Annotated in this window: 11 protein-coding genes and 1 pseudogene; 7 read left to right on the top strand and 5 right to left on the bottom strand. The window is 73.2% G+C overall.

What is annotated here, in order from left to right:
* Positions 1-82: 82 nt before the first annotated feature.
* Genes ACFV0T_RS02320 through ACFV0T_RS02310 form a run of 3 tightly spaced genes read right to left on the bottom strand, consistent with a single transcriptional unit; the run spans position 83 to position 3,735 of the window.
* Positions 83-913, bottom strand: a complete 831-nt coding sequence (locus ACFV0T_RS02320; RefSeq protein ID WP_385773515.1) for a hypothetical protein — start codon at positions 911-913, stop codon at positions 83-85.
* Positions 913-2,175 (bottom strand): VWA domain-containing protein, encoded by a 1,263-nt coding sequence (locus tag ACFV0T_RS02315; RefSeq protein ID WP_385773513.1) that lies wholly within the window; start codon positions 2,173-2,175, stop codon positions 913-915. The genes ACFV0T_RS02320 and ACFV0T_RS02315 overlap by 1 nt, the downstream gene beginning before the upstream one ends.
* A gap of 48 nt (positions 2,176-2,223) precedes the next feature.
* A complete protein-coding gene (locus ACFV0T_RS02310; RefSeq protein WP_385773511.1) occupies positions 2,224-3,735 on the bottom strand; it encodes an IucA/IucC family protein in 1,512 nt (503 codons plus the stop codon).
* Between the two features lie 104 nt (positions 3,736-3,839).
* Here ACFV0T_RS02310 and ACFV0T_RS02305 point away from each other — a divergent pair, with 104 nt between their 5' ends.
* From ACFV0T_RS02305 to ACFV0T_RS02290, 4 genes are all read left to right on the top strand, one after another.
* On the top strand, positions 3,840-5,447 hold the full coding sequence (locus tag ACFV0T_RS02305; RefSeq protein WP_385773509.1) for an IucA/IucC family protein: 1,608 nt from the start codon (positions 3,840-3,842) through the stop codon (positions 5,445-5,447).
* Between the two features lie 304 nt (positions 5,448-5,751).
* Positions 5,752-7,902 (top strand): protein kinase, encoded by a 2,151-nt coding sequence (locus ACFV0T_RS02300; RefSeq protein ID WP_385773507.1) that lies wholly within the window; start codon positions 5,752-5,754, stop codon positions 7,900-7,902.
* 118 nt (positions 7,903-8,020) lie between these two features.
* The gene (locus ACFV0T_RS02295; protein ID WP_385773505.1) at positions 8,021-8,935 is read left to right on the top strand and encodes a HipA family kinase; all 915 of its coding nucleotides are present in this window, start codon (positions 8,021-8,023) and stop codon (positions 8,933-8,935) included.
* On the top strand, positions 8,932-9,207 hold the full coding sequence (locus tag ACFV0T_RS02290; RefSeq protein WP_385773503.1) for a SelT/SelW/SelH family protein: 276 nt from the start codon (positions 8,932-8,934) through the stop codon (positions 9,205-9,207). The genes ACFV0T_RS02295 and ACFV0T_RS02290 overlap by 4 nt, the downstream gene beginning before the upstream one ends.
* Positions 9,208-9,232: 25 nt before the next feature.
* Here the strand turns inward: ACFV0T_RS02290 and aceB are convergent, their stop codons facing one another.
* A complete protein-coding gene (gene aceB, locus ACFV0T_RS02285; RefSeq protein ID WP_385773501.1) occupies positions 9,233-10,858 on the bottom strand; it encodes a malate synthase A in 1,626 nt (541 codons plus the stop codon).
* 200 nt (positions 10,859-11,058) lie between these two features.
* The gene (locus tag ACFV0T_RS02280) at positions 11,059-11,673 is read right to left on the bottom strand and encodes an NTP transferase domain-containing protein (RefSeq protein ID WP_385773499.1); all 615 of its coding nucleotides are present in this window, start codon (positions 11,671-11,673) and stop codon (positions 11,059-11,061) included.
* Positions 11,674-11,835: 162 nt separating this feature from the next.
* Between ACFV0T_RS02280 and ACFV0T_RS02275 the strand changes: the two are divergent.
* The 3 genes and pseudogenes from ACFV0T_RS02275 to ACFV0T_RS02265 all read left to right on the top strand — a co-directional run.
* Positions 11,836-12,286: pseudogene (locus ACFV0T_RS02275) on the top strand (serine/threonine-protein kinase); the annotation flags it as partial.
* A 176-nt stretch (positions 12,287-12,462) separates the two neighbouring features.
* A complete protein-coding gene (locus ACFV0T_RS02270; RefSeq protein ID WP_385773497.1) occupies positions 12,463-12,615 on the top strand; it encodes a hypothetical protein in 153 nt (50 codons plus the stop codon).
* Between the two features lie 231 nt (positions 12,616-12,846).
* Positions 12,847-13,161 carry a DUF5955 family protein gene (locus ACFV0T_RS02265; protein WP_385773495.1) on the top strand — a complete coding sequence of 105 codons (315 nt, stop codon included), beginning with the start codon at positions 12,847-12,849 and terminating at the stop codon, positions 13,159-13,161.
* Position 13,162: the final 1 nt, after the last annotated feature.

Genomic DNA, 13,162 nt, shown 5'->3' with positions numbered 1-13,162 from the left:
GCCGCGCGAACGCGACGGGCCTTCCGCCCGTGTGTCGTAGGCCGTTCCGGCGGTGTGACGGACGGGCCTTGCCCCGACGTGGTCAGACGGCCGGGGGCACCCGGGACGGCCGCCCCGAACCGCGTGTCAGCCGGTACCCGCCGATGCCCGCGAGCGCGGCCAGCACGCCGCCCAGCCCGGTCCACACCCAGCGGTCGGACCACCAGCCGGAGGACCAGCCGTCGTCGGGCTCGATGCTGGACAGCACCGCCGACTTCGTCGAGCCGTCGGAATCACCGGAATCGTCCGACTCGGCGGACTCCGTGCGGGACTTGACCGCGATCCCCGGCACCAGCGGCTCCGACAGCGAGCCGTCCACCGCCGCCGAGCCGCCGATGTCCTTGGACTCCACCCGCACTTCGGCGTTCACCGGCAGGCCCAGGTCGGCGGTCTTCAGGCCGACGACCGTGAGCCGCAGGTAATAGGTGCCCGGCAGCGGGTCGTTGGCCCATGCCTCCGACCAGGCCCGGACCGTGCGCAGGGTGCAGGCCAGCTCGACGGAGGCCGCGTCCTGGGCGGCGGTGCGCGTCTGCGCCCCGTACTGGCAGGCCTGACGGCGGCGCAGACCGTCGTACACGTCGATCTGCCAGGACTGGCCGGCGTGCGCGTCCGGCAGCTTCACCGTCGCCTCGACGGTCGGCCGCTGTCCGGCGTCCGCCGGGAACGACCAGTACAGGTAGTCGCCCGCGGAGCCGCTCGCCGTCGCCGTCTGACCCTGCTCGATCTCGGTCGCCGTACGGAACGAGGTGCCCGCCGAGGTGGGCGCACCGCTGTCGTCTGAGGGGCTCGCCGAGGGCGACGAATCGGCCGCCGCGGGGCCCGCGGCCAGCCCGAGGGCCAGCAAGGACAGGCTCAACACTCGTGTGATTCGCATCAGTTGGTCCTCCAGACCGCGAGGCGCCAGCGCGACAGCCAGCCCCACAGCACACCGGCGAGGAAACCGGCCACGATCAGCGCACCGAGCAGCCACCAGCCGCGACCGAGGCCGAACGAGGCCACGTCGCTCGCCTGGGACGGGCCGTCCACCACGTCGACCGTCAGCTCCAGCGGCAGCCCGGGCGTGGTCTTCACGCCGGCGGCCGCGGAGAAGGAGTCGGTCACCTGGAGGCACACCGTCTCGGCGGGCGCGTCCTCCTCGTCGCTCTCGGCCTTCGGGTAGCGCAGCCCGGTCGAGATGACGTCCGTACGGCCGTTGCCGGCCGCCTCGCCGCGCACGATCTCGCGGCTGTGCACGGTGGCCGCCCGCAGCAGCACCCCGTAGTCGGGGTTCACGGCCCGGTCGGCGCTCACGCTCACCGAGGCGCGCAGTTCCTGGCCGGGCTTCACGTCCACCCGGTACCAGCGCTCCTGGCCGAACTCCGCGCGGTCGGTGAACAGACCGGACTTCAGGGTCGGCGCCTGGGAGCACGCGGCCGCGCCCTCCGTCGCGACCGGCGTCACCACCGGGTCGGCCGCCCGGTCCACCAACTGGTTGACCTTGTCGGTCAGTTCGTCGGTGTGCTCGACCGAGGTGTAGGTACCGCCGGTCGCCTCGGCGATGCAGCTCAGCTGCTGGCGCAGCTTCGTGCTCGGCACCAGACCGAGCGTGTCGATGGTCAGGCCGATGCCCTTGGCCGCTATCTCGCGGGCCACTTCGCACGGGTCGAGCGGGGCGCAGGTGTCCTCGCCGTCGCTGATCAGCACGATGCGTTTGGAACCGGTGCCGCCGTCGAGGTCGTCGGCGGCCTTCAGCAGGGCGGGGCCGATCGGCGTCCAGCCGGTGGGCGTGAGGGTCGCCACCGCCGTCTTCGCCTCGGTCCGGTCCAGCGGGCCGACCGGATAGAGCTGCGCGGTGTCCTTGCAGCCCGTCTTGCGGTCGTCGCCGGGGTAGTTGGCGCCCAGGGTGCGGATCCCGAGTCGGACCTCCTCGGGAGTGGCGTCCAGCACCTCGTTGAACGCCTGCTTCGCCGCGGCCATCCGCGACGTGCCGTCCATGTCGTTCGCGCGCATCGACCCGCTCACATCGAGGACGAGGTCGACCTTCGGTGCGTCGGCGGTGGTCTCGTCGGCGAGCGCCCCGGCCGGGAACGCGATCCCGGCCGTGAACGCGGCGAGCAGGGAGCAGATCCCCACCGCCAGCCGTTGTGTTCTGATCATCGCCGGATCCTATTGATCGGACCGGGCGCGCCGCACAGCGGGGTTCGCTCAGTGGCCGCGCGGGACCGGGCCGAGCGGACGGGGCAACTGCGCCCACTGGTCACCCGCGACCCCCGGCGACAGCCGCATCAGCGTCAACGCCTTCGTCGGCAGCGGCTCCTCCAGCAGTGCCACCAGGTCAGGGGTGCGCGGCAGATCCCGTACGGCCGTCTCCAGCGCGGCGCACAGTGCCGCCGCCGACCCGGCCGTTCCGGCCAGCGCGCCCGCCACCAGCGAACCGAACAGCTTGCGCCGCAGGGTCGTCACCTCGTCCGTGACGATCCGTCCGGTCAGCGCGGGCACCGGGACGCCGTGCCGGGCCAGCCGCCGCGGACTGACCCGGATGTCGGCGAGGTCGCGGTAGACCAGACGCAGTGGGGCGCCCGTCTTTGACAGCACCACCAGCAGGTTCTGGCCGTGCGCCTCCAGGGCGACGCCCAGCTCCAGCAGCCGCAGCCCGACCGTGAGCGCCAGCCGGGTGAACCCGGCCAGCCAGTCGGCGGACCGGGGCAGTTCGGTGGTGGCGAGGGCCGCCACCGGCACCACACGCTCCCCGGCCGACCCGTACTCCTGCGGCGACTCCCGCAGCACGGCCGCCAGGTCGGGCGAGTCGGCGGTGGCCGCGCCCAGTGTGCGGGTGACGTGCAGCAGGCCGTCCGTGTACGCCGTCAGCGACTCCGCGAACGCCGACAGGGTCGCGGAAAGGGAGACCGAGTAGACGGAGATGTCCCGCACCGAGGACGTCAGCCGGGCGCTGAGCGCAGTCTTCACGTGCGGCCCCGTCGGCAGGGCCAGCGTCCGCAGGGACATCAGCGGTCGCGCGCCCACACCGGTGTCGCCCGTCCGCTTCAGCACATGCGCCGCCTGCCAGGGATGCACCGGCAGCACCACCCGCCCCCCGTCCCGCAGCCACCGCGGCCACTCGCCCGTCACCAGACACTCGTCCGCCGCCACCGGCACCAGCCCGAGCTCCACCAGCGGTCGGTGCTCGGGCCCGTACGCGAGCTGCTCGGCGACCGAGAAACCCGGACGGGAACGGCAGTTGGGGTGGTACGGATGCCCGTCGACCACCCGCTGCTCCCACTCCCAGTCGGTCGCCGGCCACTCGTCCGGGTGATCCGGCTGCCCGGCCCGGGACAGCGCCGACGACGCGACGCTGTGGCCGAGTTCAGCCGCGAAGGCGGCACCGTGCGGCACGGCGAGCGCCGTCAGCAGCAGTTCGGGACGGTCGTACTCCACCGCTTCCAGCCGTACGGCGGTGACGTACGCGGCGGTGGCGTACGGGTCCGGGGCCGGGCCGTGCAGCCGGCGGCCGTCGGACAGGTGCAGGGTGAGCCCGTCGCCGGCCGGCTCGCGGCGCGTGATCCACGGCAGCGGCTCATGGGCCAGCGCGCGCCACAGCCGGGTCAGGACGGCCGCCCGGGCACCGGGCAGCTCGGCCGAGAACCGCGACACGAGGTCGGGGCGTACGGCGGCCAGTTCGGCGGCGACCTCGGCCTCGGCGCTGGGGGGTCGGTACACGGTCGGGCTCCTCGGGTACGAGTCGGTTACGACTGGACGGTCACCGCGTGCGGTGACGACAGCGATACTGATCGTCTCCGCCCGGAACGGACCGTAGGGAACGAGTGGATCGCGTGGACCTCCTGCCCCTGCCCGACGGCGACGACGCCGCACCGCACGACGTTGCACCAGCATGCGCCGCCGTGCCGGTCGGCGACATCGCGGAGCTGGCCGACGCGTACGCGGCCGCGCCGCTGCTCAACTGCCTGCTGCGTGAGGTGGGCCGCCCGCTGGGGGACCCGGCCGACCCCGCCGATCCCGGCGAGCGACCGGTCCACCGGCTCCCCGGCGGGGACCGCCTGCTGCGGGTGCGCGGGACACGACGGCCCGCCGAGCCGGAGGTGTACGCGGCGGGCGCCTGGCACCGGCTCGGCCACACCGAGCTCGTCAAGCTCGTCGCCGAGGAACTGCGCGGGCACACCGGCCTGTCCAATCACGAACTGCCCGCCGAGATGATCGACAGCCGGGACGCGGTGGCCGCGCTGCTCACCGCCCGGGACCGGGCCGTCCCGCCCGACGACCTCTACCTGCGCTCCGAGCAGTGCCTCATCACCGGGCACCCCCACCACCCCGCCCCGAAGGCCCGCGGCGGCGGCCCGGTAGCGGGCTGGCTGCCGTACGCCCCCGAGGCGCACGCCCACTTCCCGCTGGTGCTGCTCGGCGTGCGTGAGGACACGGTCGTCGAGGAGGGCGACACCTCGGCCCTCGACGCCCTCTTCCACGGCGAGGTCCCGCCCGGCTACCGGGTGCTGCCCGCCCACCCCTGGCAACTCGACCTCGTCGGCCGCGACCTCGCCCCGGCCTTCGCCGACGGCCGGCTGATCCGGCTGGGCACGACGGCGTCCGACACCTGGCCCACGGCCGCGATCCGCACGCTGTACGCCCCCGACCACGACCTTTTCCTGAAGTTCAGCCTGGACGTCCGCATCACGAACGACATCCGCCGCCTCTGGCGCCACGACCTGCTGAAACTGCGCCGGACGGACGCGGCGGCGACGCGTGCCCTCGCGCCGGGAGCCGACGCCCGCACGTCGGTCGGCGCTCCCGCCCCCGCGGCCTGGCTGAGCGACCGCGGCTACCGCACAGCCGACTTCGCCTTCGAGGAGCTGGCGGTCCTGGTCCGCGACGGACTGCGTGACCACGTCGGCCCCGGCGCGACCCCCCTGCTCGCGGCGGGCCTGGTGGAGGGCTTCGCGGGCAGCCCGCTGGACCGTACGAAGGATCCGGCGGCCTGGTGGGCGGCGTATCTGCGGGTGGTCGTCCCGCCGGCCCTCGCGGCCTTCGCCGACCACGGCGTCGTACTGGAGGCGCACGTCCAGAACACGCTGGTGGCCGTCGACGCCGACGGCACACCGGTGCAGGCGCTGTTCCGTGACGCCGAGGGCGTCAAGCTGCTGCCGGAGGTGTCCCGGGAGGCCGGCTGGGAACGGCTCGTGTACTGCCTGCTCGTCAACCACCTCACCGAGATCGCCGGAACCCTCGCGGAACGCCACCCCGGACTCGACCCCTGGCCCGCCGTCCGCCGGGAACTCATCCGGCACGACCTCCCCGAGATCCCCGCGCTCCTCTCCTCACCCACCCTGCCCGGCAAGACGAACCTGCTGCTGCGCTGGACGGGAGCGGACGGTGCGGACGCGCGCTACCTGCCGCTGCCGAACCCACTGACGAGGTGAACGGCGGGGCCGGCGTGCGCGGATCACGCCCGTCGCCGGGGTGCGGTGTCCCACCCGCCGCACGCGGGGCCTGGACTCCCGTTCTCCGCCGGGTTTGCGCGCGGGGTGCGGCAGCCGTCGTCGTCCGGCCCGCGATGCGCGACCCCGGTCTCGGTCGAACCCCGCCCGCGGGCGGGAAGTCAGTCGTCGCGACCCCACGACGTGGTGAGGCGACCCTCTAAACTGAAGGCCGGGACGGGGGAGTTCCGCGGCGGGGGCCGAGGTGCTCGCAGTGCCCGCGCCGGAGGGGCGAGATGGGGGAGTCATGAAGCCACTCGAAGAGGGTGATCCCGCATCTGTCGGGGACGGCAGATACCGGCTGGTGGGACGGCTCGGCCAAGGGGGCATGGGCGTCGTCTACTTCGGCCGCTCGCGGTCGGGCCGGGCGGTGGCCGTCAAGGTCGTACGGCCCGAACTGAGCACGGATCCGGGCTTCCGGCGTAGGTTCGCCGACGAAGTGGCCGCGGCCCGCCGCGTCGGCGGCTTCCACACCGCGCCGGTCGTGGACGCCGACCCGCAGGGCGCGCCGGCCTGGCTGGTGACGGCCTACGTGCCCGGACCCACGCTGCAGGCCGTGCTCGACCGGGTGGGGCCCCTGCCCGAGGACACGCTCACCGTGCTGGCCGCCGGCCTCGCCGAGGCGCTGGCTGCCATCCACCAGGCCGGGGTCATCCACCGCGACCTGAAGCCCGCCAACATCATCATCGCGGAGGACGGCCCCCGGGTCATCGACTTCGGCATCGCGCGGGCCCTCGACGGTACGGCCCTCACCCAGACCGGGTTCCAGATCGGTACCCCCGGCTTCCTCGCGCCGGAGCAGCTCACCGGGGGCACGCTCACCCCCGCGGTGGACATGTTCGCCCTGGGCGTGGTGCTCGGCCAGGCGGCGGGCGGCGCTCCCTTCGGCGACGGGGCGTCGGCGGCCCGGCACTACCGCGTCGTCCATGAACAGCCGGACCTCACGGGCGTTCCCGACCCACTGCGCGAGCTCGTCGCGGCCTGCCTGGCCAAGGATCCGCGGGACCGCCCCGGCCCGTCGGAGTTCCTCGATCACCTGACGGTCCGCCATCCGTCGGACGCCTGGCTGCCGGCCGAGGCGACCGCGCTCCTACGGAGCCAGGACCCCGTGGCGTCCGTCGCGACGCCGGATCGCCCGTCAGCCGCGCCCACCGACCCTCGCACGGCCCTGTCCGCCCCGTCGGCGGTTGCCGAGGGGCCGGGGACGGCCGTGGCCTCCCACCCCCCGACCGTCCCGTCGCCGCCAGGCCCCGGCTTCGGGCCCGCCCCGGACTTCGCACCCGCCCCCACACCGCCGCCCGGGGCCCCCCTTCGGCTCGGCGCTCCCGTCCCGCCCCGCGGCTCTGTCCCACCTGACGGTCCCGCATCGGTGGGTGAAGGCCCCGGACCGCTCGGCAGCCCGGGATCGGTGGGTGGCGTCAGACCGCCGCGCGGGCGCCGTAGGACGGTCGCCGTCGCGGCGCTGCTGGCCGCGGCGGCCATCGCGGGTCTGCTCGTGTGGCATCCCTGGACCGGCTCCGGCGAAGGCGGCGACGACGCCGGGGGAGCCTCGCCGTCGCCCCGGCGGTCGACCCCCGCGGCGTTTCCCGACGCCCCGCTGCTGGTCCGGATGGACACGGACCCCGGATCCTCGACATGCCACAGCGTGATCGGCCGCCGCGATTCCACCACGGACAACCCGAGACAGCTGATCGAGGGGACCTGCGACGCCCTCCCGCAGTGGTCCCCCGATCATGAGTCGTTCGCGTTCACCCGCAAGACGTCGCAGGAGTCGGCCGTCTGGACGGCGAACGCGGACGGCACCGGCGTCCGCCGGATCGCCGCCATCGCGGGCGGCCGGGTGTCCTGGTCCCCGGACGGCAGGCGACTGGCCGTGCTGCGCCGGCAGGACGGCGTGCAGCAGCTTTTCGTCGTGAACGTCTCGGACGGCTCCGCGCAGCAACTGACCACCGGTACCGCGAAGGTGGAGGACCCGGCGTGGTCCCCCGACGGCAGGTACATAGCCATCTGCCTGCAGAAGGCGTCGGGCTGGCAGATCCACGTCGTCGATCCGTCACAGCCGGGCGGCGAAGTCCGGCAGGTGACCCACCAGTCCCGGCGGGCGCTCGATCCCGTCTGGTCCCCGGACGGCCGCTCCTTCGCCTACACCGCCGGGGCGCCGGGCGTGGGGACGGGCGGAGACATCCGACTCGTCAGGACCGACGGCACCGACGACAGGCCACTGGTGGAGACCGCCGCTCAGGAGATGGACCCGGTCTGGGCACCGGGCGGCAAGTGGGTGGCCTTCGTACGGGGGCCCTTCGACGAACCGGCGCTCTGGGCCGTCCGCGCGGACGGTACGGGCGAACGCAGGCTCACCACCGGCAGCACCCCGGAGGGGCATCCGTCCTGGCGCTGAGTCGCCGCCCTCCGCCCCGGCCGTCACGCCTGGTTACTATCGTCATGCTGGAGGCAGTGCGCACCGCGTAGGAGCTGACCATGGAATACGAGGTAAACAAGCTGCGGGGCTTTGGAAGATGCTGAGAGAGGTTGCCGTAACCCGCTACATCGAGCCCCTGCGGTCCGGGGGGTCCGTGCCCGCTGTCGTCGAGGCCGACGACCTGGGGACGTACGTCGTGAAGTTCACCGCTTCCGCGCAGGGACGCAAGGCGCTGGTGGCCGAGGTGATCGTGGGGGAGCTGGCCCGCGCCCTCGGGCTGCGGTTCCCCGAGCTGGTCCTGGTGGACTTCGATCCGCAGCTCGGCGCGCACGAGCCGCACCAGGAGGTGCGGGACCTGATGGAGGCCAGCGCGGGCGTCAACCTCGGTATGGACTACCTGCCGGGCGCGAAGGACTTCACTCCCGAGGTGGCCAGGAGGTTCGACGTCGACCCGCTGGAGGCGGGCCGGATCGTCTGGCTGGACGCCCTGACCGTGAACGTCGACCGCACCGTCCACAGCTCCAACCTGATGATCTGGCCCACGTTCGGAACCGTGCCCCCACGGCTGTGGCTGATCGACCACGGGGCCGCGCTCGTCTTCCATCACCGCTGGGACGCGTCGCAACCGGAGAAGGCCTACGACTTCCGTCACCACGCCCTCGGCCAGTACGCGCCGGACACCCGCGCCGCCGACGCCGAGCTCGCCCCCAGGGTGACCGAGGAACTGCTGCGCCGGGTCGTCGCCGAGGTGCCCGACGCCTGGCTCGCGGACGACCCGGACTTCGCCACGCCCGACGAGGCCCGGACGGCGTACGTGGACCATCTCCACGCACGCGTGCGGGCCTCCGGGGCCTGGCTGCCCACCGACTTCCCCGGCCGGGAGGAGCTCGCCGCCGAGGAGGCCCGGCGGGCGGCGAAGAACCAGGAAGGCCGGCCGAACTGGCTCAAGCGGGTCCCCGACCTGCACGGCAAACCGGCCGCGGAACAGGATTGGTCGGTGCACCTGCAATGACGGACGTCCAGCGCGTGGAGATCGAGTACTGCACGCAGTGCCGCTGGCTGCCGCGGGCCGCCTGGCTCGCTCAGGAGCTGCTGACCACCTTCGAGGCCGAGCTGACCGAGCTGGCGCTGAAGCCGGGCAAGGGCGGCGTGTTCGTCGTGCGCGTGAACGACGAGGTGGTGTGGGACCGGCGCGAGCAGGGCTTCCCGGAACCCACGGAGGTCAAGAAGGCCGTACGCGACCGAGTGGCCCCGGGGAGGTCCCTGGGCCACTCGGACAGGTGACGGCCTGGTCGCGGACCGGCCGGGTTCAGCCCTTGAGCTGCTCGTAGGCGGGCAGCGTCAGGAAGTCCGCGTAGTCCTCGTCCAGGGAGACCGTCAGCAGCAGGTCGTGGGCCTGCTGCCAGTGACCGGCCGCGAAGGCCTCCTCGCCGATCTCCGCGCGGATGTTCGACAGCTCCTCCGCCGCGACCTTGCGGGCCAGCTCCGGCGTGGCCTTCTCGCCGTTCTCGAACTCGACGCCCGCGTTGATCCACTGCCAGATCTGCGAGCGGGAGATCTCGGCGGTGGCCGCGTCCTCCATGAGGTTGAAGATGGCGACCGCGCCCAGGCCGCGCAGCCAGGCCTCGATGTAACGGATGCCGACCTGGACGGCGTTGACCAGCCCGCTGTACGTCGGCTTGGCGTCGAGGGAGTCGATCGCGATCAGGTCGGCCGCCCGCACGTCGACGTCCTCGCGCAGCCGGTCCTTCTGGTGGGGGCGGTCGCCGAGCACGGCGTCGAAGGAGGCCAGGGCGATCGGCACCAGGTCCGGATGGGCCACCCACGACCCGTCGAAACCGTCGTTCGCCTCGCGGTCCTTGTCGGCCTTGACCTTCTCGAAGGCGACCTTGTTGACCTCCTCGTCACGCCGTGACGGAATGAACGCCGCCATGCCGCCGATCGCGTGTGCGCCGCGCTTGTGGCACGTGCGGACGAGGAGTTCGGTGTACGCCCGCATGAACGGGGCCGTCATCGTCACGGAGTTGCGGTCCGGCAGTACGAACCTGGGACCGCCGTCGCGGAAGTTCTTGATGATGGAGAACAGGTAGTCCCAGCGGCCGGCGTTCAACCCGGAGGCGTGGTCGCGGAGTTCGTAGAGGATCTCCTCCATCTCGTACGCCGCCGTGATCGTCTCGATGAGGACGGTGGCGCGGACGGTGCCCTGGGGGATGCCGACGTGGTCCTGCGCGAAGACGAACACGTCGTTCCAGAGGCGGGCCTCGAGGTGGGACTCCGTCTTCGGGAGGTAGAAGTACGGGCCCTTGCCGAGGTCGAGCAGCCGCTGGGCGTTGTGGAAGAAGTACAGGCCGAAGTCGACGAGGGCGCCGGGGACCGGGTGGCCGTCGGCGTCCACGAGATGACGCTCGTTCAGATGCCAGCCGCGCGGGCGCATGACGACGGTGGCGAGTTCACCACCGGCCTTCAGGGCGTACGACTTTCCGCTGCGCTCGTCCGTGAAGTCGATGTTCCGGGTGTAGGCGTCGGTCAGGTTGAGCTGGCCGAGGACGACGTTCTCCCAGGTGGGCGCGGAGGCGTCCTCGAAGTCCGCGAGCCACACCCGGGCGCCGGAGTTGAGGGCGTTGATCGTCATCTTGCGGTCGGTGGGACCGGTGATCTCCACCCGGCGGTCGTTCAGGGCCGCCGGGGCCGGGGCCACCTGCCAGGAGTCGTCCGCGCGCACGGCGGCGGTCTCCGGGAGGAAGTCGAGCGTGGAGGTGCGGGCGATCTCGGCGCGGCGCTCCGCCCGGCGGGCGAGGAGTTCGTCCCGGCGCGGCGTGAACCGCCGGTGCAGCTCGGCCACGAAGGCGAGCGCTGCGTCGGTGAGGACCTCCTCCTGCCGGGGCAGGGGCTCGGCGTCGACGATGGCCAGCGGGGACGGCGCTGGTGCGGACATGAGCTGTCACTTCCTTCAGCGAGCGTGGCACGGCGGGCGTGGCACCGGGTGCCGGTCGCCCCGGGCGGGGCGAGGAGCTCCCGGGGAGCGGCGGGTGCTTCTGATCAGTGGATACTAGTTTCCTCATGGTGGAAGTTCAATGATTTGTTGACGTCGAGATTCTCTGAGTCGAGGCAACGTGGCTCTCGGTGCCACCCCGCTCACTCAAGGTGGACCAGGTCGGCCTCCGTGTCGATGTCGTACGGCCGGGCCACATCCCCGCACTCCACGAGCGTGACCGCCCGCGCGTGCTCCTTCAGATAGGCGCGTGCCCCCCGGTCCCCGGTCGCGGTCGCGGCGATGCCCGCCCAGTGGCCGGCGCCGAACAGCACGGGGTGGCCGCGTACGCCCGCGTAGGCGGCCGAGACCAGGGACGTCTCGTCCCGGTAGGCGGCCAGCACCCGGCCCACCGCCTCCGGGCCGATGCCGGGCTGGTCGACGAGCGAGACCAGCGCCGCCCGTACGCCCGTTCCGGTGAGGGAGTCGATCCCGGCCCGCAGCGAGGTGCCCATGCCCTGCTCCCACGCCGGGTTGTCCACCAGCACGCAGCCGCCGAGTTCCGCCCGCTCCCGCACGGCGGCGGCCTCGGCTCCCAGCACCACGTGCACGCGCTCGCAGCCCGCCGCCCGCAGCACCGCCACGGCATGCTCCACCAGCGGCCGGCCCCGATGGACGAGCAGCGCCTTGGGCCGGCCGCCGAGCCGCCGTCCGCCGCCCGCGGCGAGCAGCAGCCCCGCAACCGCGGGCGTCTCCCGCGTCGTCTGAGGTATCGTCATGGACCCTGCATACCGCACGGTGCGGCGGGAGGCCGGGGCGGACCATGGGGTTGGACGGCCGCCGTACGAGGGCCGGGACGAAGGACGGGGCGAAGTGAGCACCGCGGAGGGCGAGTTGGACGGGCAGGGCGAGCGGCGGCGAACGCGGGAGTCTTCGAGCCGCTGGAGGCGGGCGACCCCGACGCGGTCGCCGGGTACCGGATCTCCGCGCGGCTCGGCGCGGGCGGCATGGGCAAGGTCTACCTGTCCTACACGCCCGGCGGCAGGGCCGTCGCGGTCAAGGTGATCCGGCCGGAGTTCAGTGAGGACCCCGAGTTCCGGCGCCGTTTCAAGCACGAGGTCGACGCCGCCCAGCGGGTCCAGGGCCTCTACACCGCGCCGGTGATCGACGCCGAAACGGAGGGACCCCGGCCCTGGCTCGCCACGACCTACGTGCCCGGCCCCTCGCTCGCCGACGCGGTCGCCGCGCACGGGCGGCTGCCGGTGCCCACCGTGCTGCTGCTCGTCGCCGGGATCGCGGAGCGCTGCACGTCATCCACCGCGCCGGCTCGTGCCCCGCGACCTCAAGCCGTCGAACGTGCTGCTCGCCTCGGACGGCCCCCGGGTGATCGATACCACCTGACGTTCACCGACGACGCGCTCAGGCCGGTCGGGGACGACTCGGAGAGCGACGTCGGCTACAGGTGGAACTCGGACTCGATCCAGACGGACGGGCGGCTCATCCCGCTCTCCCGCTCGGAGGCCGGCACGCCGGCGACCTGCCTCGCGGAGACCCGTTATGCCTCCGGCGTGAGCACCAACAGCCTCTCCAAGGGCCGGCAGATCTGCGTCCTCACCGACGCCGGTGACGTGGGCCTCGTCACCTGTCAGGGGCTCTCGCCCGAGTTCGATCCGAGCCGCTACGTCACGTTCGACGTGAAGGTCTGGCGCGGCGCCCTCTAGGTGTGCTGCCCGGGGAGGTCGGTGACGCGGCACGGCTGGACCCGGCCGCAACCCGCCGATCACGCGGAAGCCTTACGGAGCAAGGAAGTTGACGACGCACCGGACTGGCGTACGCGGGTCCGCGTGGCGTTAACTGGGCGCCCGCACCGACCGACCGGGGGCCCGACCAGCGCCGGGCGCGGGGCATCCGGCAGAGCAGGACGCGCACAACGACGTGCGAGGGGGAAGACCGTGTTGCGGAGTGTGGAGCAGAGGGCTGTGACCGGGAGCGTCGAGGACCCACGGGTGACGGAGCTGCGCTCCGCCGTGTCCCGGCTGCGCCGGGAACTCGCCGCCCATCCGGCGGAGTTCCCCGACCGGGGCATCGCCGAGGACGAACTCGCCGCGCTGAACGCGATGGCCCTGGGGGGTGCCCCCGAGATCCCCCACCTGCGCCGCTCGTTGCTGCTGGTCGCGGGCGCCATCGGCTCGGTCAGCGCCTTGGCGCAAGGGTTGTCGGACGTCCGTGCGGCGGTGGAGCTCTTCGGCGAACCCCGCCCCCGCTGAC

The organism is Streptomyces sp. NPDC059582, assembly GCF_042735715.1.
GTDB lineage: Bacteria > Actinomycetota > Actinomycetes > Streptomycetales > Streptomycetaceae > Streptomyces.
This window is presented reverse-complemented; position numbering and strand designations above follow the sequence as displayed.